This is a genomic window from Amycolatopsis sp. CA-211722 (genome assembly GCF_056828465.1).
Window position 1 is genome coordinate 1,131,365 of sequence record NZ_CP184752.1, and the last position, 16,973, is coordinate 1,148,337.

A 16,973-nucleotide genomic window follows, 5' to 3' on the forward strand; every position below is an offset into this window, starting at 1 on the left:
GCCGTCCTGGGGATCGCGTGGTGGGAGCCGTGGGTCCGGCCGGCCGGGAGCGGTGCGCTCCCGGCCGGCACGACCACGCGATTACTTCGCCGCGACCTCGATGGACGAGTAGTCCGCGAGACGGCCGAAGTCGAGCTTCGCGACCTTGAGCCGGTTCGACTTGCCGCCGACACCCTTCTCCTCCCACACGGGGATCTGCGGCAGGTCCTTCGCGATGAGGTCCTCGGCCTGCTGGTACAGCTTGATCGCGGCCGCCTTGTCGGCGGTCTGGTCCGCCTGGGTCAGCAGCGCGTCGACGGCCGGGTTGTTGTACGTGGAGTCGTTCGACGAACCGGTGCTCTTGTAGCGCGGGTTCAGGTAGTTCTCGATCGACGGGTAGTCGGCGGACCAGTCGGAGCGGCCCATGCCGGTCAGCTGGCGGTTGTTCACGATGCTGCGCCACTGCCCGAAGTCGGTCGCCGGCACGAAGTCGCATTCGACGCCGAGCGCGTTCTTGATGCTGTTGCACGCCGCGACCAGCGGCTCCTTGCGGCCACCGTCGGCGTTCGACGCGATGGTCAGCTTGCCGGTGAAACCGGACTTCGCGAAGAACTCCTTGGCCTTCACCGGATCGAACTTGCAGAACTCGCCGCAGACACCGGGCCGGTAGCCCTCGATACCGCGCGACACGTAGCCGTCGGCGGGCGCGTAGGTGTCGTTCATGACGGTCTTGACGATCTGCTCGCGGTCGATGGCCAGCGAGATCGCCTTGCGCAGATCGAGGTTGTCGTAACCCGGGACGTAGTACGGAAGGGCGAGCGCGCTGATGCCGAGCAGCTTCCCTTCGACCAGACGTTCACCGAGGTCGGTCTTGTACTTGCCGCCTGCCTTCGCCGCGGGCGGGAGCGCCTCCATGAAGTCGAGGCGGTTGCTCAGCAGATCCTGGTACGCGGTCTCCTGGCTGGTGTAGATGCGGACTTCCAGGTCCTTGAACTTGACCTTGTCCTCGCCCTGGTACTCGTCGAACCGCGTGAGCTTCATGTTCTGGTTGGGCGTGCGCGAAACGAACTTCAGCGGCCCGTTCCCGATCGGGGCCTTGGCGAACGCCTCCGGGTCGGCGAAGAACTTGTCCGGCAGCGGCGCGAAGGCGAGGTAGCCGATCTTGGTCGCGAATACGGAGAACGGGCCCTTGAGGGTGGCCTGGAACTCGTAGTCGTTCACGATCTTGAGCCCGGACATCGTCTGGACGGCCGGTTCCTTGGCGCTGATCTCGTCGTAGCCCTGGATCTGCTCGAAGAACGACGCGTTCTGCATGCCGTTCTTGCCGTTCGCGCTGTAGTTCCAGGCGTCGACGAAGTTCTTGGCCTTGACCTCGGTCCCGTCGTGGAACTTCCAGCCCTTCTTGATCTTGATGTCGAAGACCTTGGAATCGGTCGTGGTGATCGATTCGGCCATCAGGTTGTACGGCTCGGCGGTGTCGGACTTGTAGCCGACGAGCGCCGAGAAGACCGGCTTGAGCGCCTTGGACCCACCGAGCTCGTTGGTGTTGGCGGGAATCAGCGAGTTCTCCGGCTCGGTGCCGTAGACCGAAACCGACGCGTTGGCGTCGACGGCGCCGGACCCCTTGTTCTCGCTGGAGCCACCACCTCCACAGGCCGTCAGCAGCAGGGCCGCCGTGGCCACCACCGCCGTCGCTCCCCAGAACCCGCGTGAAGCCCGCATGTCCACTCCAACTCTCGTCGTCGGATCGTCCGGCGAGCGCTGGTCGCGCCCCACCGTCCAGAAGGTGAGACGACGCTATGGGACAGGTGAAGGCGATCACAGTGCGTTGGTGTTGCAAATGTGTGACGGTCTCCCGGACCACCCGGTTAGAGCACAACGTTGGTAGGAACGACGCTGCGCCGAACGGCCCAATCCGGACTGGAGGTCACCGCTTGATCACCTAAAGAAATGGCTTCCTGTAAGAGAAAACCCGACCCGTCAGGCCAAGGACAGGGCGATCCCGTCGAGGATGTCGTGCTCGGAGATCACCAGCTCGTCGGGACCACCGCGCGTGGCGAACTGCTCGGCCAGCACCTGCACGATCACCGAACCGCCACCGATCACGTCGACCCGGCCGGGGTGGATCACCGGGTTCGCGGCACGGGTGGCGTGGTCGGCCGTGAGGAGCGACCGCGCGACGCGGTCGATGTCGGCGTGGGAGAGCTTCGAGAGGTGGGTGCGCTCGGAGTCGTACTCCGACAGGCCCTGCGCCACGGCGGTCAGGGTCGTGACCGTCCCGGCGACGCCGATCCACGTCTTGGCGGTGGACACGTCCACCACGTCGAAGGCCTCGGTGAGGACCTTGGCGGCCAGCTCGCGGGCTTCGGCGATCTCGGCCGCGGTCGGCGGGTCCGACTTCAGCGCGCGCTCGGTGATCCGCACGCAGCCGATGTCGACCGACTTGGCCGCGATGACCTCGGCCTGGCGGCCGTCCCAGGTGCCGACCACGAGCTCGGTCGAGCCGCCGCCGACGTCGACCACCACGAAGGGGCCGTCGTCGGGGTCCTGCTCGCCGACCGCGCCAGTGAAGGACAGGCGGGCCTCTTCGTCACCGCTGATGATCTCGGCCTCGGTGCCGAGCACCTCACGCGTCATCGCGAAGAACTCGTCGCGGTTGCTCGCGTCACGGGTCGCGGAGGTCGCGACCATGCGGACCTTTTCGACGCCCTTGCGGCGCGCGGCGATCGTGTAGTCGGCCAGCGCCTTACGGGTGCGTTCGAGCGCTTCGGGGGCCAGCCTGCCGGTGGCGTCCACGCCCTGGCCGAGGCGGACGATCCGCATCTCGCGGTGCAGGTCGCGCAGGTCGACCGTCCCGTCGTGGCGGGGCGTCAGCTCGGCGACGAGCAGGCGGATGGAGTTGGTCCCACAGTCGATCGCGGCAACACGAGGCATGCCCCGAGCTTAGACAATGCGATCAGGGCGTCTTGGTCCCGCCGCCGTCCGTCACCGTCGTGGTCGTGGTCGTCGTCGTCGGCGAGCTGCAGGTCGTCGGCGGCGGAGTCGAAGTCGTGGTCGTCGGGCTGGTGCTGGTGTTCGTGTTCGGCACCGTCTCCGTCTCGGTGACCGTCGGGCACTGCGGCGGCTTCGAGCTTGAAGACGATTTCGAAGGCGACGAACTGGAACTCGAGTTCGTTCCCGGCAAGGTGTTCGACGGCGGCGGCGTCACCGAACCGGGCGGTGTCGACGGCACCGGAGGCGGCGGCACCGACGCGGGCGGCGGGGCGGCGCCGGCGTTCGGGGCGCCGATGGGCACCTTGCTGTCCGGCGTCGGCAGCACACCCGTGCGGTACGCCTCGGCCCAGATCAGCACGGTGTTCACATAGGTGTCCGAGTTGTTGTAGCGGAACACGGCCGCGCGCAGCTGGTCCGGTTTGGACAGATCGAGCCCACCGGAGCACAGGTACCGGCCCGTGCCCAGCGCGGCGTCGAAGATGTTGTTCGGGTTCGACTCGCCGTCGCCGTTGCCGTCGGAGGCGTAGCCCTTCCACGTCGACGGGATGAACTGCGTCGGGCCGACGGCTCGGTCCCACACCGTGTCTCCGTCGTACTTGCCGCCGTCGGTGTCCGGGATGGCCGCGAACGGCCCGGCGCCGTTGAGCTGCGGGCCGAGGATCGGTTCGAGGGTGTTGCCCTTCGCGTCGACGTAACCGCCGCGCGCGTGATTGGACTCGATCCGGCCGATACTCGCGATCAGAGCCCAGTCGATGTGGCAGCCGGGCTGTTCGGCGATGAGGATGTCGGCGGCGTTGCGGTACGCGGCGAGCGCGGTGACCGGGATGCCGAGCGGTCCCTCGGGGAGTTCGTCCGCGGGGAGCGGGAGCGGGGTCGGCGCGTTCGGCAGGCTGCCGTCCACGCCGATCTGATGGACGAGCGGGTTCTTCGGGTCGTAGCCGCCGACGAGGGCGACATCGTCGGAATGGACCGTGCTCGCCGTCGCGGCCCAGCTGCCGGCACCGACGACCGCGGCACAGGCCGGGACGATGGCGAGGACACCTCCGGCCACCGCGGCGATCGTGCGGTGCCGGAGACAGAGTCTCCGGGCGGCTCGAGGTACGTGTCTCAGCCGAGAGCCCAGGGATACAGCACCCGTCACCGCGCCTGGCACGTGCCTCACGCGCATACCTCAGAACCCTCCCGGCGGATCGCGATCCGGCGATCCGGTACTCACTCACCCCGACGAACCCCACACCTGGTGCCCAGCCTGCCGCATGCGGTGACCGGTTTCACCCCATAGGGGAAGACCAGTTGGTCGACATCGGGTGAATTAACCCACCTGGAGGAACTATCTGTTCATCAGCGACGGGTGTTACCCCTGGCAGTCGCCGGACGGCCAGCCGTTCGCCTTGAGCAACGCGAGGGTTTCGTCGCCGAACGGGTTCACGCCGGGGCCGACGGCCAGCGTGTGTGCCAGGTGGACGTGCAGGCATTTGACGCGCCCGGGCATCCCGCCCGCGCTGACCTCGTGGCCGAGCGAGTCGATGGCGTCGCGTTCGGCCAGGTAGCTCTCGTGGGTCCGCTGGTAGGCGGCCGCCAGCTCGGGGTCCTCCGCGAGCCGGTCGGTCATCTCCTTCATCAGCCCGGACGCTTCGAGCGTGCCGACCATCGACGTCAGCTTCGGGCAGGTCAAGTAGTAGAGCGTCGGGAACGGCGTGCCGTCGTCCAGGCGGGGGCTCGTCTGCACGACCGACGGGTGACCGCTCGGGCAGCGCGCGGCGACGGCGCGCAGCGCACGGGGGGCCCGGCCGAGCTGTTCCGCGATGATCTCGCGGTCGGCGTCGGTCACAGGCTCGAAGGAAGACTTTTCCGTGCTGTTCACACCCGTAAGGCTAACGCGCGGCCGAAGGACGCTTTCCCCGCATAGGACGTGCTGAAAGCTCCCTTCACCGCGTCTCACGCGGTAAAGGTCCCCTTCAGCCGCCCGCGACCTGATCCCACAGCTTCTCGTACCAAGAGCCCGCGGGCACCGGCTGCTGACCCTGCGGCTGCCCCTGCTCGGGCGCCTTGTCCTCGGGGAGCTGCACGATGTACGGCGTCTCGCCGGGCTTCACGAAACCGAACCGCTTGCGCGCTTCCGCCTCGATCTGCGCCGGGTCGCTCAGCTCGGCCTTGCGGCCTTCCAGCTGGGTGACGCTGCGCTGCAGTTCGGACTGCAACTGCTGCTGCTCGGTCACCTCGGATTTCTGGCTGAGGTACGTGCGCAGCGGGACGGCGATGGTGAACGCGAGCGCGCACACCACGATCGCCACCACCGCGGCCCGGCGGGTGGTGGACATGCCGAGCACCTTCGCGGCACCCGATGCCCGTTTCGCCGCCAGGCTGCGCCGCAACCGGGTTCGGGCGCGGACCTCCGTCGTCGTCGTGCGACGGGCACGCTCCGGACGGCGGCCCCTGCTGGAGCCACCGCCGCCCGCGCGCCCGCCGCCACGACGGGTCGTCCGCGCCCTCCCCCGGTCCGCCATCGTTCGTTATCCCTCGGTGCTGAACCGCGGGAACGCGAGGTCGCCGGCGTAGCGCGCCGCGTCGGCGAGGGTCTCCTCGATGCGGAGCAGCTGGTTGTACTTGGCGATCCGCTCGCCGCGCGCCGGGGCGCCGGTCTTGATCTGGCCGACACCGGTCGCGACCGCGAGGTCGGCGATGAAGGTGTCCTCGGTCTCGCCGGACCGGTGGCTCATCATCGACTTGTAGCCGTACGAGGTGGCCAGCGAGATCGCGTCGAGGGTCTCCGACAGGGTGCCGATCTGGTTGACCTTCACCAGCAGCGCGTTGGCGGCGCGGCGGGTGATGCCCTCTTCGAGCCGGTCCGGGTTGGTGACGAACAGGTCGTCGCCGACCAGCTGGACCTTCTCGCCGAGCTCGGTGGTCAGCTGGACCCAGCCGTCCCAGTCGTCCTCGCTCAGCGGGTCCTCGATGGACACGAGCGGGTAGTCGCGGACGAGCTCACCGTAGTAAGCCGACATCTGCTCGGCGCTCTTCTTCGCGCCTTCGAAGGTGTACGCGCCGTCGGAGAAGAACTCCGTCGCGGCGACGTCGAGCGCGAGCGCGACGTCGCGGCCCGGGGCGTACCCGGCCTTCTCGATCGCCTGAAGGATCAGGTCGAGCGCCTCGCGGTTGTTCTTCAGGCTGGGCGCGAAGCCGCCTTCGTCACCGAGACCGGTGGCCAGGCCGCGGCCCTTCAGGACCGACTTCAGCGAGTGGTAGACCTCGGTGCCCCAGCGCAGGGCCTCGCGGAACGACTCGGCGCCGATCGGCGCGATCATGAATTCCTGGATGTCGACATCGGTGTCGGCGTGCGCGCCACCGTTGAGGATGTTCAGCATCGGCACCGGCAGCACGTGCGCGTTCGGCCCGCCGAGGTAGCGGAACAGCTCCAGCTCGGCCGACTCCGCGGCGGCCTTCGCGACGGCGAGCGAAACACCGAGGATGGCGTTCGCGCCGAGGCGGGACTTCGCCGGCGTGCCGTCGAGGTCGACCAGCTTCTGGTCGACGATGCGCTGGTCGACGGCGTCGGTGCCGACCAGGTCGGGGCCGATCTCGTCCAGGACGGCCGCGACCGCGCGCTCGACACCCTTGCCGTTGTACCGGCCGGTGTCGCCGTCACGCAGCTCGACGGCTTCGTGTTCGCCGGTGGACGCACCCGAGGGGACCGCGGCCCGCGCCAGCGTGCCGTCGTCGAGAGCCACCTCCACTTCGACCGTCGGGTTGCCTCGCGAGTCCAGAATCTCGCGAGCGCCTACCTGCTCGATGAGCGCCACGCCATGCTCCTCATGTGGGTTGTGCCTGCGGTGACCGGGCCCAGCCTAGCCGTCACCGCAGTTCACCCGTTGGAGGCACGCGCCACATCGCGCCCGACCAGACCTTCCGACCTACCTATTCGGTTGCTGGTTCGTCCGCCCGGACTTCCTTCCAGCCCGACGGAAGCTCGACGGTGTCGGAGAACTGCTGCCAGAAGGTCCAGCTGTTGCCGCCGATGTCGGAGACGGTGAACACACGGGCGCCGTAAGGCTGATCCTGCGGCGCGTCGATGTCGGCGTCGTCGCCGAGCGCGGCGCGGACGCGCTCGTACTGCGCGTCGGCGTCGGGGACGTACACGATGTTCAGCTGCCCGACGGGACCGTCGACGCCCTTCGCCTGCCAGTACTCGGGGCCGACCCCGGCCAGCTGGATCTTGGCCGGACCGGCGCACAGAGTGGCCTGGAACACCTCGCCGGAGGCGTCGGCGAAGCGCACTTCCTCGGTGAACCCGAACACTCTGACCAGCCACGCGACCGCCTCGGTGGCATCGGCGTAGTAGAGGTACGGCGCCAGGCCGAGGTAGCCGGGCTCGCATTCTTCGGCACTGCTCATGGCAGGACAGTCCACCATGACCGTTTCAGCTCCTCGTGAACGGCCCTGCCCAGGCGTATCGTGGAGCGGACCATGATGGATGCCGAACCCGCCCCAGAACCCGGTGAGGACTCGTCCGGCGAGTCCCGGTTCCGCGCCTTCCGACGGGCGGAGGCGCTGGTCGAAAGCCGCAGGCCGCTCGACGCCCTCAAGGCCCTGGAGCCCTTGCTGGAGGACGAAACCGACAAACCGAGCGTCCAATTGCTGGCAGGCCGCGCGTACTTCCACTCCGCACAGTTGCGGCGGGCCGAACGCGCCTTCACCCGGGTGCTGGAGCTGGATCCCACCGACCATTACGCCCGGTTCGTGCTCGGGCGGACCCTCCAGCGCCTCGGCAGGCTGACCGAGGCGCTCGCGCAGATGCGGATAGCGTCGGCGATGCACCCGATCCCGGAGTATCTGGAAGCGATCAGCGAGGTCAACGCGCGGATCGCGTTGCGCGACTGACCCGCTCGCCGCGGGAGCGAGGGACCTTTGCTCTCACTTCGAGCGGGCCCGCAGGTGGGCCCGCTCGCCCTGCTTGCCGAACAGCACCAGCAGCTCCACCGGTCCCGGCCCCGCGCTGCCGAACCAATGCGGCACCCGCGTGTCGAACTCCGCGGCCTCGCCCGGCCCCATCGTGAAGTCGCGGTCGCCGAGCAACGCCCGCAACCGTCCGCTGAGGACGTACATCCATTCGTAGCCCTCGTGGGTGCGCTGCACCGGCTCGATGTCTTCGACCGGGATCAGCAGTTTGAACGCCTGTGGCTGGCCTGGCTGCGCGGTCAGCGCCCACGCGGTGAACCGGCCGAACTTCTGCGCCTTCATCCGGACCCGCGGGTCGGCGGGTTCGGGTTCGCCGACCAGTTCGTCGAGCGGCACCTGATGGGCCGCCGACAACGTGAGCAACAGTTCCAGCGTGGCCTTCCTGGCGCCCGATTCGAGCCGCGAGAGCGTACTGGCGGAGATCCCCGTCGCCGCCGAGAGCGCGGAGAGGGTGGTGCCGCGTTCCTTGCGGAGCTGCTTGAGCTTCGGGCCGACCTCGGCGAGCCGCCGTTCGATGTCCTCCATGCCCCCAGTTTGCCAAATCGGCAATGAACTTTGCCAACTCGGCGAGAAGTCCGGATGCTCGGCACCATGAACAGCGAATACGACGTGGTGATCATCGGTGGTGGCGTCGCGGGCCTCAGCGCGGCGTTGGTCCTGGGCAGGGCGCGGCGCCGGGTCGTCGTGATCGACGGCGGCACCCCGCGCAACGCGCCCGCCGCCCATGCCCACGGTTTCCTGACCAGGGACGGCATCCCGCCCAAAGAACTACTGGAGATAGGCCGTGACGAGGTCCGCGCGTACGGCGTCGAGATCGTCGAGGACGTCGTCCACCGGCTGCGGCACGACAAGGCGGTGGAACTGGCGAGCGGCCGGGTCGTCCGCGGTCGCCGGATCGTCGTGACCACCGGGCTGGCCGACGAACTGCCGGACGTCCCCGGCGTCGCGGAGCGTTTCGGCGCCGACGTCCTGCATTGCCCGTATTGCCACGGCTGGGAGGTGCGCGATCAGCGTTTCGGCGTGCTCGCCACGTCCGACAAGTCGGTCCACCAGGCGCTGATCGTCTGGCAGTGGAGCAAGGATCTGACCTTCTTCACGCATACACAGCAGCTCTCGGCCGAAGACCGGGCGAAGCTGACCGGGCTGGGCATCCGGATCGTCGACGGGAAGGTGGCCGAGCTCGCCGTCGAGAACGACCGGCTGACCGGCGTCCGGCTCGTCGACGGCGGATTCGTCGAACGCGACGTCGTGTTCGTCGGCCCGAGGTTCGTCCCGCACGACCGGCTTCTCGCTCAGATCGGCTGCGCCCGTACCGAAACGGGTTCGATCGCGGTGGACGCTCAGGGCCGCACGAACGTCGACGGTGTCTGGGCGGCGGGGAACGTCGTCGATCCGATGGCACAGCTGGTCGTCGCCGCGGGCGACGCCTACCGGATGGCGTCGGCGCTCAACTTCGACCTGGTGCTCGAAGATCAGGGAGCGACGCTGGCGTCCGCGTAGGTGTCGGCCGCGCTGAAGACCTCCTGGGCGTAGGGCACCGCCGGGTCGAACATCCGCATCGCCTTCCACCAGCCGTCCGGGGTGGCGACGTCGTCGCCGGCGGCGCACAGGTAACGGGCGGTGGCGAAGGCGGCGTCGTCGACGTCCTTCGGATCCGGCTGTTTGCCGTCGCTCCTGGCCCGGGCGGAATGCTTGGCCCAGACGTCGGCCGGGAGCGTGATCGGGCCGGGCCTGCCCTGCGCCGTCTCGACGTGGGAGATCCCGGCGAGCGTCGCCCACGAGAGGTGGCAGCCCGGCTTCTGCCGCCGGAGCCACATCTCGGCCCGGCCGTAGGCGGAAAGGTCGGCGACGGGAAGCCGCGTCTTCGCCGCCACCCGGTTCGCCCAGGTCTCCAATTCGGCCGCGTCGGAAACGGTGGGCCGGTCGGGCGGCGCGGCGAGCCCCGCGCGCGGCGTCGCCGCCCCCGGCTGGGGCTTCTGGTCGGGAACCGCGAGCGCGGGCTGGGGCTGAGCCGGCGGTGGCGGCTCCTCGCCTCCCGGCCGGTTCACCCCGACGGTCATGATCAGCACCACGCCCGTGAGCACGAGCCCGCCCGCGAAAGCGAGCCTGGGCACGTACGGCGGCAGAGGTCGGGCAGCATGCTCCGGGGCTTCGGTGCTCTGGGCGGTTTCGGCCACCCGGTCAGGTTACTTCGCCACACTTCCGGGCGATGACCCATTCGGCTTACGAACCCGACCGACGGTAGAACCGATCGGCGACCAAGAGCCCCTTGACCTCCAGTTATATGGAGGTATCACACTGCTTTCCATGTTCAGTGAAGCGGAACTCGACTACCTCGCCACCCAAGGTCTCGGGCGGCTCGCCACGGCGCAGCCGGACGGCACGCTGCAGGTCAGCCCCGTCGGCTACGCCTACAACACCGAGACCAAGACGATCGACATCACCGGCTACGAACTGGCGAGGAGCAAGAAGTTCCGGAACGTGGCCGCGAACGGGCAGGCCGCGTTCGTGGTGGACGACATGCCCTCGCAGGACCCGCCGAGGATCCGCTGCCTCGAGATCCGCGGCCGGGCCGAGGCGCTGACCGGCGCCCGCACCCCCGACGGCCATCTCGACGGCGCGGTGATCCGGATCCACCCGTCGCGGATCATCAGCCTCGGTGTCGACGACCCGGACCACGACCCGCTCGATCTCGTTCCGCACAACCGGAACGTCTGAGTCCCGGATGTCATGAAAGGGTCGTTCCTGACGTTTTTCGTCAGGAACGACCCTTTCATGACATATCAGCGACGGTTGCCGAAGACCGCGTAAAGCCCGAGGCCCGCCACGGCCAGCACCGCGGCCGTCCACGTGGCTTCCGCGACACCGGCCGGCTGGAAGAGCCAGGTGATCACCAGATGCGCGCTCTCCGTACTCGACGTGGTGGCCCAGACCACGAACGAGACCGCGAACCCGAGCAGCGGCAACGTCCACCCGAAGGCTCCGCCGAACACCACCGCGGCGATCCCGGCGAGACCGAGCAGCCCACCCGCGTTCCGCACGATGAACTCCACCGGGGCCCGCTCCACCTCCCACAGCCGCGGCAGCAGCGCCGCACCGAGGCCGAGTCCGCCGATCAGCAGGAGATGGAGGACACGGCGCGGCGCCCAGCGGATCGCGGCGGTCCGGTCGAGATCGGTGTCCTGCCCGCTGAGCCCGACGGCGGTCACCGCGATCGCCACCAGAAGCGCCAGGGAAACCGGGATCTCCGACCAGCGGTCCCGCGCCAGGAACCAGATCGCCGCCATGCTCACCGCCAGCCCCGCGAACGACGCGGGCATGGCGCGTGACCGCGCGTACAGCGCCGCCCATCTCATCGGGCACCCCCGAGGAGGATGTCGAGCTGGTTGCCTCGACAGGTCAGGCCCGCCTGGCGCTGCGCGATGATCCGCTCCCGCTGCACGTCAGGCGGCAGGGCACGGAAGGTCTGCCAGCTCCTGAGGACCTCGCTCCATATCCTGTCGCCCAGCCGCGAACCCCTGTCCATCTCCCACTCACCGAGGAACCAGCTCGACGAGATCGCCCGCGCGGTGAGTTCGTCGGAGAAGGACCGGTCACCACCTCTCACGGCGTAACAGGTCGGCGTCCCCGCGCCGGCGACCAGTGTCCGCGTCATCTCATCCGGATTCACGATCGAACGGATGGACCAATCCACCAGGTCCACGTAGACGGTGTCGGCGGCACGCGGCGGCACCTCCTCGTAACCCAGCCGCCGGTCCAATGCCGTGACCTTGACCGGCGGGTCCGGCAAAGTGCCCAACAGCCTCAACGCTTTCTTGCCCGGCTCGGCGAGGCGGGGCAGTTCGGCCTCGAACATGCGCGGGACGCAGACCGGGCCGTCGCAGACCATCTCCGTCGCGTCCGGGTCGGCGACCTCGGCTTCGGCCGTGCTGCCGGGAAGAACGGGCAAAGCGATCACGACCGCCGCCAGCGCGGGGACGACGGCGAGCCCCTTCGCCCGCTTGGAGCGGGCAGCCAGCAGGAGGAATCCGGTCACGGCCAGTCCGGCGAGCCAGACCACCTGCCCGAGATCCACCCGGTCCGCGGTGGTGCTGAACGGATCCCGGACGACGTCCATCGCGGGTGAGAGCAGGGAGACCCGGAACGGCACGAACCCGGCCAGCGCGCTGCCCTCCGCCCCGGCGAACTGGAACAGGAGAACGGCTACGAACGCGGTGACGGCCACCGCGGGCGCGGTCAGCGGATGCGGCAGCAACCGGCCGATCCCGAGCCCGATCCAGGCGCCCGCGAGCATCGCGAGCACACCGACCACGACGATCGGCAGCCAGCCGAAGGTGAAGAACCCGCCGTTGAAGGCGGCCTGGACGGCACCGACGGCGAAGATCAGCAGATAGCCCAGCACCAGCAGGCCGCCCAGCGCACCGGCGAGTTTCGCGGCCCGCTGCCAGCCGGGGCGCGGCATGGTGGCCATGAGTTCGACCGCGCCGGACCGCTTGTCGCGCATGCCCTGGATGACACCTGCACCGATCGCGATCGGCCACAGGAACACCAGCAGGAACCGGCTCCATTCCGCGGCGTGCGTCCAGTGCTCGTCCCAGGCGAGTGGCGCCTTCGTCCACGGACCGCTGAACGAATACAGGAAGCCGAACGCGACGACGAGGATCGCGAGCGTGGCCCAGGGGGCGACGGAACGGCGGAGTTCGGTCCGCAGGACACGCTTGTTCACCAGTTCCCCCTTCCCTGCTCGTGCCCCAGCAGCGCCGAGTAGCCACGCTCGATCGGGCTGTCGCCGACGTGTTTCTCGGTCCCGGCCGCGGCCAGCTCGTCCGGCGTGCCCTGGAAAACGAGCTTCCCGTTTTCGAACAGGACGACGTCGGTGCAGGCCGTCGCGACGTCCTCGACGAGATGCGTCGAGACGACGACGCAGGCGTCACGGCCGATTTCCTGCAGGAGGTCCCGGAACCGCACGCGCTGCGCCGGGTCGAGCCCGGCGGTCGGCTCGTCCAGCAGGAGGACGTCCGGATCGTTCACGATCGCCTGCGCGATCCCGACCCGCCGGACCATGCCGCCGGACAGCGTCTTCATCCGGTCGTCGGCCCGGTCGGCGAGGCCGACCCGTTCGATGGACCTCTGCACCGCGGCCGGGATGTCCTCTTTGGACATTTCCTTCAGCCACGCGATGTACTCGACGAACTCGCGGACGGTGAACCGCTTGTAGTAACCGAAGTTCTGCGGCAGATAGCCGATACGACGGCGCAGGCGGCGCTGATCGGTGAACCCCCCGACGGATTCACCGAGCAGCGTCAGCCCTCCCTCCGCCGGCCGGAGCACCGTCGCCAGTGCCCGGATCAGCGTGGTCTTCCCGGCCCCGTTCGGGCCGAGCAGACCATGCACCCCCGTGCCCAGTTCCAGGTCGAGCCCGTTCACGGCGAACTTGCGTTTGCCGACCCGGACCTTCAGCCCCTCCGCCTTGATCTGCCACGCGTAGGTCGTCGGTGCGACCTCCGCGGCCCCGACAGCACGCATCATGTTCTCCCCTTCGTTCATCGTTCGGATCCGGTGAGCAGGCCGAAGACGCTCCGCCGGAGCACCACCACGACCGCGGTCAGCGCGAAGAGCGCGCCCCACACCGGGAGCAACCGGGGTTCGAGCGCGGTGGCGCGACCTTGCGAAGCCACCGCGGGCGCCAAGATCACCGCCATCCAGACCCCGGTGAGGACATAGGCCGCCCGCGTCACCCCGATCACACCGCCGAGCGCGAGCGTCCCGGTGGTGAAGGCCAGGCTCGGCAGGAGACCGAGCCCGAATCCGCCGTCGGCGAGCCAGCTCGAAAGACCCTGGATCGGCAGGACGACCACGAGGACCGCCGTCGTCCGGCGCAGCAGCAGGTAGAGCCCGGCCCTCGGCGTCGAAGTGACGAGTTCGTACGCGGGATCGAGCCCTTTGGCCCACGACACCGCGACCCCGAGCACCGGCAGCACCGGCGAGAACAGCTGGACGAACGAGTAGTCCCCGCTGCCGGTGAACCCGGCCGCGTCCAGCAGGAAGCCGATCGCCGGGATCACCAGGATCATCACCAGCCACGGCAGCATCACCGGTGTCACCCAGCTGTGCAGCCGTCCGGCCCACCGGCTTCGCATCGGGCTCGGGCCCGCTTCGGCGAGCTTCGGCCGCAGCCCGGCCCAGACGTCGTCCACCAGCGCGGACACCGTCGGAAGGCTGAGCGCGGACAGTCTCCCCCGGCATTCCGCGCACGATTCGAGATGGGCTTCGACCGCCCAGATCTCGTCGCCCGCCAAGCCGTCGTCCCCGCGGACGTACCCGGCGAGGAGCTGATCGGACACGTGTTCCTTGTTCACGACAGCGCCTCCCGCATCGCGATCCGAGCCCGCCTGGCGCGGGTTTTGACGGTTCCTTCCGGCAGGCCGAGCAGGACCGCGGTCTCCCGGACGGTCAGCCCGTCGAGCACCATGGCCTGCAGGACCTGACGGAGTTCGGGAGCGAGCCGTCGCAGCGCGTCGCCGACGTGGTCGCCGACCGCGCCGGCCAGCGCCTCGTCCTCGGCCGCGGGTGAAACGGCCGTTTCCGCGACCGGCAGCGGCTGTGCGAACTTCGCCCGGCGGCGGAAGGCGTCGACCAGCCGGCGCGCGGCGATCGTCCACAGCCAGCCCACGGCGCTCCCGCCGACGGCCGAACCGGCGAACGCGCCGGCCGCGCGCCAGACCGCGAGGTAGGTCTCCTGCATCACCTCGGCGACGATCTGTTCGTCGGCGCAGCGACGGCGCAGGCGCACGGCCAGCCACGGCGACGTGCGGCGGTAGAGCTCCTCGAACGCCGCCCGGTCACCTTTGGCCGTGCGGCGGACGAGCTGCTCTTCGTCCGGTTCCGTTCCCTTCACATCCGGCAAGACGCCGAGATCACCGAAACGGTTCTCACCCGATTGTGTCCTGTGTCACAGATGCGGCGCTTGAGGCCGCGGGACGACTGCGTCGCGAAAGCCACTTTCGGGACATCAGACGTCGCGGAAGTGGCTTTCGCGACACCCGCGGACGCACGTGAGCGCCGGTCCGCAGCCCTCAGGAACCCGGCCAGAACTTGCGCCAGCCGTCGGCCTCGAGCGTCGTCGGCTCCAGACCGGCGTCGCGCGCGGCCTGTTCGGCGTCCCGGATGTCGCGGGCGAACCGCTTCGCGACGGCACGGAGCTCGCCTTCCGGATCGATCCCCGCGCGGCGCGCGGTCGCGGCCACCCGGAACAGCTGGGCGGCCGCTTCGGATCCGTCGGGGAACAGGTCGAGCGGGATCCCCGCCCGGCCGCTGCGCTGGCCGAGCTTCCCGGCCAGCGCCACGGCGGGCTGGCCGAGCGCGACCCCGTCCACAATGGACTGGCGGCTCTTCTCGGCCTGCTTCAGTTCTTCCCACTTGAGGTTCTGGTCGCTGACGGTCTCGACCCGGGGAGCGTCGGCGAAGACATGCGGATGACGTCCGACGAGTTTCGTGACCAGCTCGGAAGCGACCTCGTCGATCCCGAACGGATCGCCGGCGTCCTCGGCCGCGACGCGCGCGTGGAACAGCACCTGGAGCAGGACGTCGCCGAGTTCCTCTCGCAGGGCGACCCGGTCGCCCTCTTCGATCGCGTCGAGCAGCTCGTAGGTCTCCTCGACCAGGTATTGACGCAGCGACTCGTGTGTCTGCACGGCGTCCCACGGGCATCCGCCCGGCGAGCGCAGCCGGTCCATCACCTCGGCGGCCTCGACCAGCGGCGGGACGGGCGCTTCGATCACCCGCGCTCCGGCCCTGATCAGCGCCGCGGCCTTCGGCTCCCGGCGAGAACCGGCGATGAGCACGAGGTCGCGCATCTGCGCCTCACCGAGGGCGGGCACCCCGAACACCTCGGGATCGACATCGGAAGCCGCGTACACGGCACCGCTGCTCCGCAGGATCGTGAGTGCCGCGGCGGGCAGTGTCGCACCACGGGCGATCACGACGACGGCAGCGGTCACGGGTTTTGCGGGGCGGCACCGTGCACAGGCAGCACGATGCCCTTCTTCGAAGCTTCGTTGGGCGCGAGGTCCATCTCGACAACATCCCACACGCCGTAGCGCGGGTTCACCTTGAGGTCGACCTGGCCGAGGTACGACTGGAGGAGCCGGACACCGACCTTGGCCAGCTGCTGAGCGGTGGGCCGCGCGGCCTGATCCGACGCGACGGGCTTGTCCGCGGTCCGCTCACGCATCACGACGACGACCCAAAGCGGCTGCTGCGGTGTCGGCTGGAAGGCGGCGACGGTGTTGGGTTCGAGACCGAACAGGACGGTGGCCGCGGTCGCGGGCGACTGCATCGCAGGGAGCTTCTGGCCGGTGCCCGCCTGCGTGTCGGAGGTCTGCTGGTCCTGCGCGATCAGCTCGGCGGCCGCGTTCGGCGAAGCGGCGAAGCGACGGGCCTTCTCGATCGCCTGCTCGCGCAGCTGGTCCGCGTCGGCACCGGTGGCGTCGGTCGAGGAGACCGAGCTGAAGTCGAACGTGACGGTGAGCTTGTCCAGGTACTTCATCGCGAGCTGCGTCTGCAGCGCCGCGTCGACCAGTGCCTCGCGGTGGTCCCGCACCCGCGCCACCAGCTGCTCGACACTGAGCTCGGGATCGTCCTGCGGGTTGGCCGCCATCGGCTTCGCCAGCGGATCGTTCTGCAACGCGTTCGCCACGAGGGATTCGTCGACCCCGATGCCTTCCCGCTGAGCGGCGCGTTCGGTGAGGTCGTGCAGGATCTCCTGGCGGACGATCTCGCGGCCGACGAGGTCGAGCTTGTGCTCCTTGGCGAGCTGCTGCCCGTACGGGTGCTCACGAACGGCCTTGTCGATCAGCTGCTGCACGCGATCCACCGAGACCGTCCTGCCGTCGACGATCACCGCCGCTCCGACCTGCCCGGGTCCGGCGTTGCATCCGGCGAGAAGGAGAGAACCGGCAACAACCCCGAGCAGCGCACGACGGCGCCCCATGATCCGCATCACAGGGCCTACCCTCTCATACCGGCCCCGGCGAGAGAACCAG

19 protein-coding genes are annotated in these 16,973 nt (G+C 69.3%); 3 read left to right on the plus strand and 16 right to left on the minus strand.

Annotated elements, in window-relative coordinates; translation table 11 throughout:
- Positions 1-81 precede the first annotated feature (81 nt).
- From ACOCEP_RS05510 to ACOCEP_RS05540, 7 genes are all read right to left on the minus strand, one after another.
- Positions 82-1,701 (minus strand): peptide ABC transporter substrate-binding protein, encoded by a 1,620-nt coding sequence (locus ACOCEP_RS05510; protein ID WP_482336108.1) that lies wholly within the window; start codon positions 1,699-1,701, stop codon positions 82-84.
- Between the two features lie 258 nt (positions 1,702-1,959).
- Complete coding sequence (locus ACOCEP_RS05515) at positions 1,960-2,913, minus strand: Ppx/GppA phosphatase family protein (protein WP_482336109.1); 954 nt, start codon at positions 2,911-2,913, stop codon at positions 1,960-1,962.
- Between the two features lie 22 nt (positions 2,914-2,935).
- Positions 2,936-4,141 (minus strand): lytic transglycosylase domain-containing protein, encoded by a 1,206-nt coding sequence (locus tag ACOCEP_RS05520; RefSeq protein ID WP_482336110.1) that lies wholly within the window; start codon positions 4,139-4,141, stop codon positions 2,936-2,938.
- Between the two features lie 186 nt (positions 4,142-4,327).
- Positions 4,328-4,837 carry a DUF501 domain-containing protein gene (locus ACOCEP_RS05525; protein WP_037340723.1) on the minus strand — a complete coding sequence of 170 codons (510 nt, stop codon included), beginning with the start codon at positions 4,835-4,837 and terminating at the stop codon, positions 4,328-4,330.
- A gap of 94 nt (positions 4,838-4,931) precedes the next feature.
- Complete coding sequence (locus ACOCEP_RS05530; RefSeq protein WP_091598626.1) at positions 4,932-5,294, minus strand: FtsB family cell division protein; 363 nt, start codon at positions 5,292-5,294, stop codon at positions 4,932-4,934.
- Positions 5,295-5,486: 192 nt separating this feature from the next.
- Positions 5,487-6,773 carry a phosphopyruvate hydratase gene (gene eno, locus ACOCEP_RS05535; protein WP_126736446.1) on the minus strand — a complete coding sequence of 429 codons (1,287 nt, stop codon included), beginning with the start codon at positions 6,771-6,773 and terminating at the stop codon, positions 5,487-5,489.
- 115 nt (positions 6,774-6,888) lie between these two features.
- The gene (locus tag ACOCEP_RS05540; RefSeq protein WP_482336111.1) at positions 6,889-7,365 is read right to left on the minus strand and encodes a VOC family protein; all 477 of its coding nucleotides are present in this window, start codon (positions 7,363-7,365) and stop codon (positions 6,889-6,891) included.
- Positions 7,366-7,437: 72 nt separating this feature from the next.
- On the opposite strand from ACOCEP_RS05540, the gene ACOCEP_RS05545 reads away from it, so the two are divergent.
- Entirely contained in the window at positions 7,438-7,851 is a 414-nt protein-coding gene (locus tag ACOCEP_RS05545; RefSeq protein WP_465411041.1) for a tetratricopeptide repeat protein, read from the plus strand.
- A 33-nt stretch (positions 7,852-7,884) separates the two neighbouring features.
- Here ACOCEP_RS05545 and ACOCEP_RS05550 read toward each other — a convergent pair whose 3' ends face one another.
- Positions 7,885-8,454, minus strand: a complete 570-nt coding sequence (locus ACOCEP_RS05550) for a helix-turn-helix domain-containing protein (protein WP_482336112.1) — start codon at positions 8,452-8,454, stop codon at positions 7,885-7,887.
- Between the two features lie 54 nt (positions 8,455-8,508).
- On the opposite strand from ACOCEP_RS05550, the gene ACOCEP_RS05555 reads away from it, so the two are divergent.
- Positions 8,509-9,429 carry an NAD(P)/FAD-dependent oxidoreductase gene (locus ACOCEP_RS05555; RefSeq protein ID WP_482336113.1) on the plus strand — a complete coding sequence of 307 codons (921 nt, stop codon included), beginning with the start codon at positions 8,509-8,511 and terminating at the stop codon, positions 9,427-9,429.
- Here the strand turns inward: ACOCEP_RS05555 and ACOCEP_RS05560 are convergent.
- Positions 9,402-10,106, minus strand: coding sequence for a lysozyme family protein (locus tag ACOCEP_RS05560; protein ID WP_482336114.1), 705 nt, complete (start codon positions 10,104-10,106; stop codon positions 9,402-9,404). The two genes, ACOCEP_RS05555 and ACOCEP_RS05560, sit on opposite strands and share 28 nt — an antisense overlap.
- A gap of 130 nt (positions 10,107-10,236) precedes the next feature.
- Here ACOCEP_RS05560 and ACOCEP_RS05565 point away from each other — a divergent pair, with 130 nt between their 5' ends.
- Positions 10,237-10,647: a PPOX class F420-dependent oxidoreductase gene (locus ACOCEP_RS05565; RefSeq protein ID WP_482336115.1), complete on the plus strand. Its 411-nt coding sequence runs from the start codon at positions 10,237-10,239 to the stop codon at positions 10,645-10,647.
- A gap of 65 nt (positions 10,648-10,712) precedes the next feature.
- Here ACOCEP_RS05565 and ACOCEP_RS05570 read toward each other — a convergent pair whose 3' ends face one another.
- The 7 genes from ACOCEP_RS05570 to ACOCEP_RS05600 form a co-directional block, all read right to left on the minus strand.
- A complete protein-coding gene (locus tag ACOCEP_RS05570) occupies positions 10,713-11,285 on the minus strand; it encodes a hypothetical protein (RefSeq protein ID WP_482336116.1) in 573 nt (190 codons plus the stop codon).
- Entirely contained in the window at positions 11,282-12,655 is a 1,374-nt protein-coding gene (locus tag ACOCEP_RS05575) for a hypothetical protein (RefSeq protein ID WP_482336117.1), read from the minus strand. The genes ACOCEP_RS05570 and ACOCEP_RS05575 overlap by 4 nt, the downstream gene beginning before the upstream one ends.
- Positions 12,652-13,455 (minus strand): ABC transporter ATP-binding protein, encoded by an 804-nt coding sequence (locus ACOCEP_RS05580; protein ID WP_482339594.1) that lies wholly within the window; start codon positions 13,453-13,455, stop codon positions 12,652-12,654. The genes ACOCEP_RS05575 and ACOCEP_RS05580 overlap by 4 nt, the downstream gene beginning before the upstream one ends.
- Before the next feature lie 17 nt (positions 13,456-13,472).
- The gene (locus ACOCEP_RS05585) at positions 13,473-14,288 is read right to left on the minus strand and encodes an anti-sigma factor family protein (protein ID WP_482336118.1); all 816 of its coding nucleotides are present in this window, start codon (positions 14,286-14,288) and stop codon (positions 13,473-13,475) included.
- Complete coding sequence (locus ACOCEP_RS05590) at positions 14,285-14,827, minus strand: RNA polymerase sigma factor (RefSeq protein WP_482339596.1); 543 nt, start codon at positions 14,825-14,827, stop codon at positions 14,285-14,287. Before ACOCEP_RS05590 ends, ACOCEP_RS05585 begins: the two co-directional genes overlap by 4 nt.
- A gap of 178 nt (positions 14,828-15,005) precedes the next feature.
- Positions 15,006-15,929 carry a nucleoside triphosphate pyrophosphohydrolase gene (locus ACOCEP_RS05595; RefSeq protein WP_482336119.1) on the minus strand — a complete coding sequence of 308 codons (924 nt, stop codon included), beginning with the start codon at positions 15,927-15,929 and terminating at the stop codon, positions 15,006-15,008.
- Positions 15,926-16,930, minus strand: a complete 1,005-nt coding sequence (locus tag ACOCEP_RS05600; RefSeq protein ID WP_482336120.1) for a SurA N-terminal domain-containing protein — start codon at positions 16,928-16,930, stop codon at positions 15,926-15,928. Before ACOCEP_RS05600 ends, ACOCEP_RS05595 begins: the two co-directional genes overlap by 4 nt.
- Positions 16,931-16,973: the final 43 nt, after the last annotated feature.

Coding starts and splice junctions, on each gene's coding strand:
- ACOCEP_RS05510 (WP_482336108.1), bottom strand. CDS start 1,701: ATGCGGGCTTCACGCGGGTTCTGGGGAGCGACGGCGGTGGTGGCCACG.
- ACOCEP_RS05515 (WP_482336109.1), bottom strand. CDS start 2,913: ATGCCTCGTGTTGCCGCGATCGACTGTGGGACCAACTCCATCCGCCTG.
- ACOCEP_RS05520 (WP_482336110.1), bottom strand. CDS start 4,141: ATGCGCGTGAGGCACGTGCCAGGCGCGGTGACGGGTGCTGTATCCCTG.
- ACOCEP_RS05530 (WP_091598626.1), bottom strand. CDS start 5,294: ATGTCCACCACCCGCCGGGCCGCGGTGGTGGCGATCGTGGTGTGCGCG.
- ACOCEP_RS05540 (WP_482336111.1), bottom strand. CDS start 7,365: ATGAGCAGTGCCGAAGAATGCGAGCCCGGCTACCTCGGCCTGGCGCCG.
- ACOCEP_RS05545 (WP_465411041.1), top strand. CDS start 7,438: ATGATGGATGCCGAACCCGCCCCAGAACCCGGTGAGGACTCGTCCGGC.
- ACOCEP_RS05550 (WP_482336112.1), bottom strand. CDS start 8,454: ATGGAGGACATCGAACGGCGGCTCGCCGAGGTCGGCCCGAAGCTCAAG.
- ACOCEP_RS05555 (WP_482336113.1), top strand. CDS start 8,509: ATGCTCGGCACCATGAACAGCGAATACGACGTGGTGATCATCGGTGGT.
- ACOCEP_RS05565 (WP_482336115.1), top strand. CDS start 10,237: ATGTTCAGTGAAGCGGAACTCGACTACCTCGCCACCCAAGGTCTCGGG.
- ACOCEP_RS05570 (WP_482336116.1), bottom strand. CDS start 11,285: ATGAGATGGGCGGCGCTGTACGCGCGGTCACGCGCCATGCCCGCGTCG.
- ACOCEP_RS05580 (WP_482339594.1), bottom strand. CDS start 13,455: ATGCGTGCTGTCGGGGCCGCGGAGGTCGCACCGACGACCTACGCGTGG.
- ACOCEP_RS05600 (WP_482336120.1), bottom strand. CDS start 16,930: ATGCGGATCATGGGGCGCCGTCGTGCGCTGCTCGGGGTTGTTGCCGGT.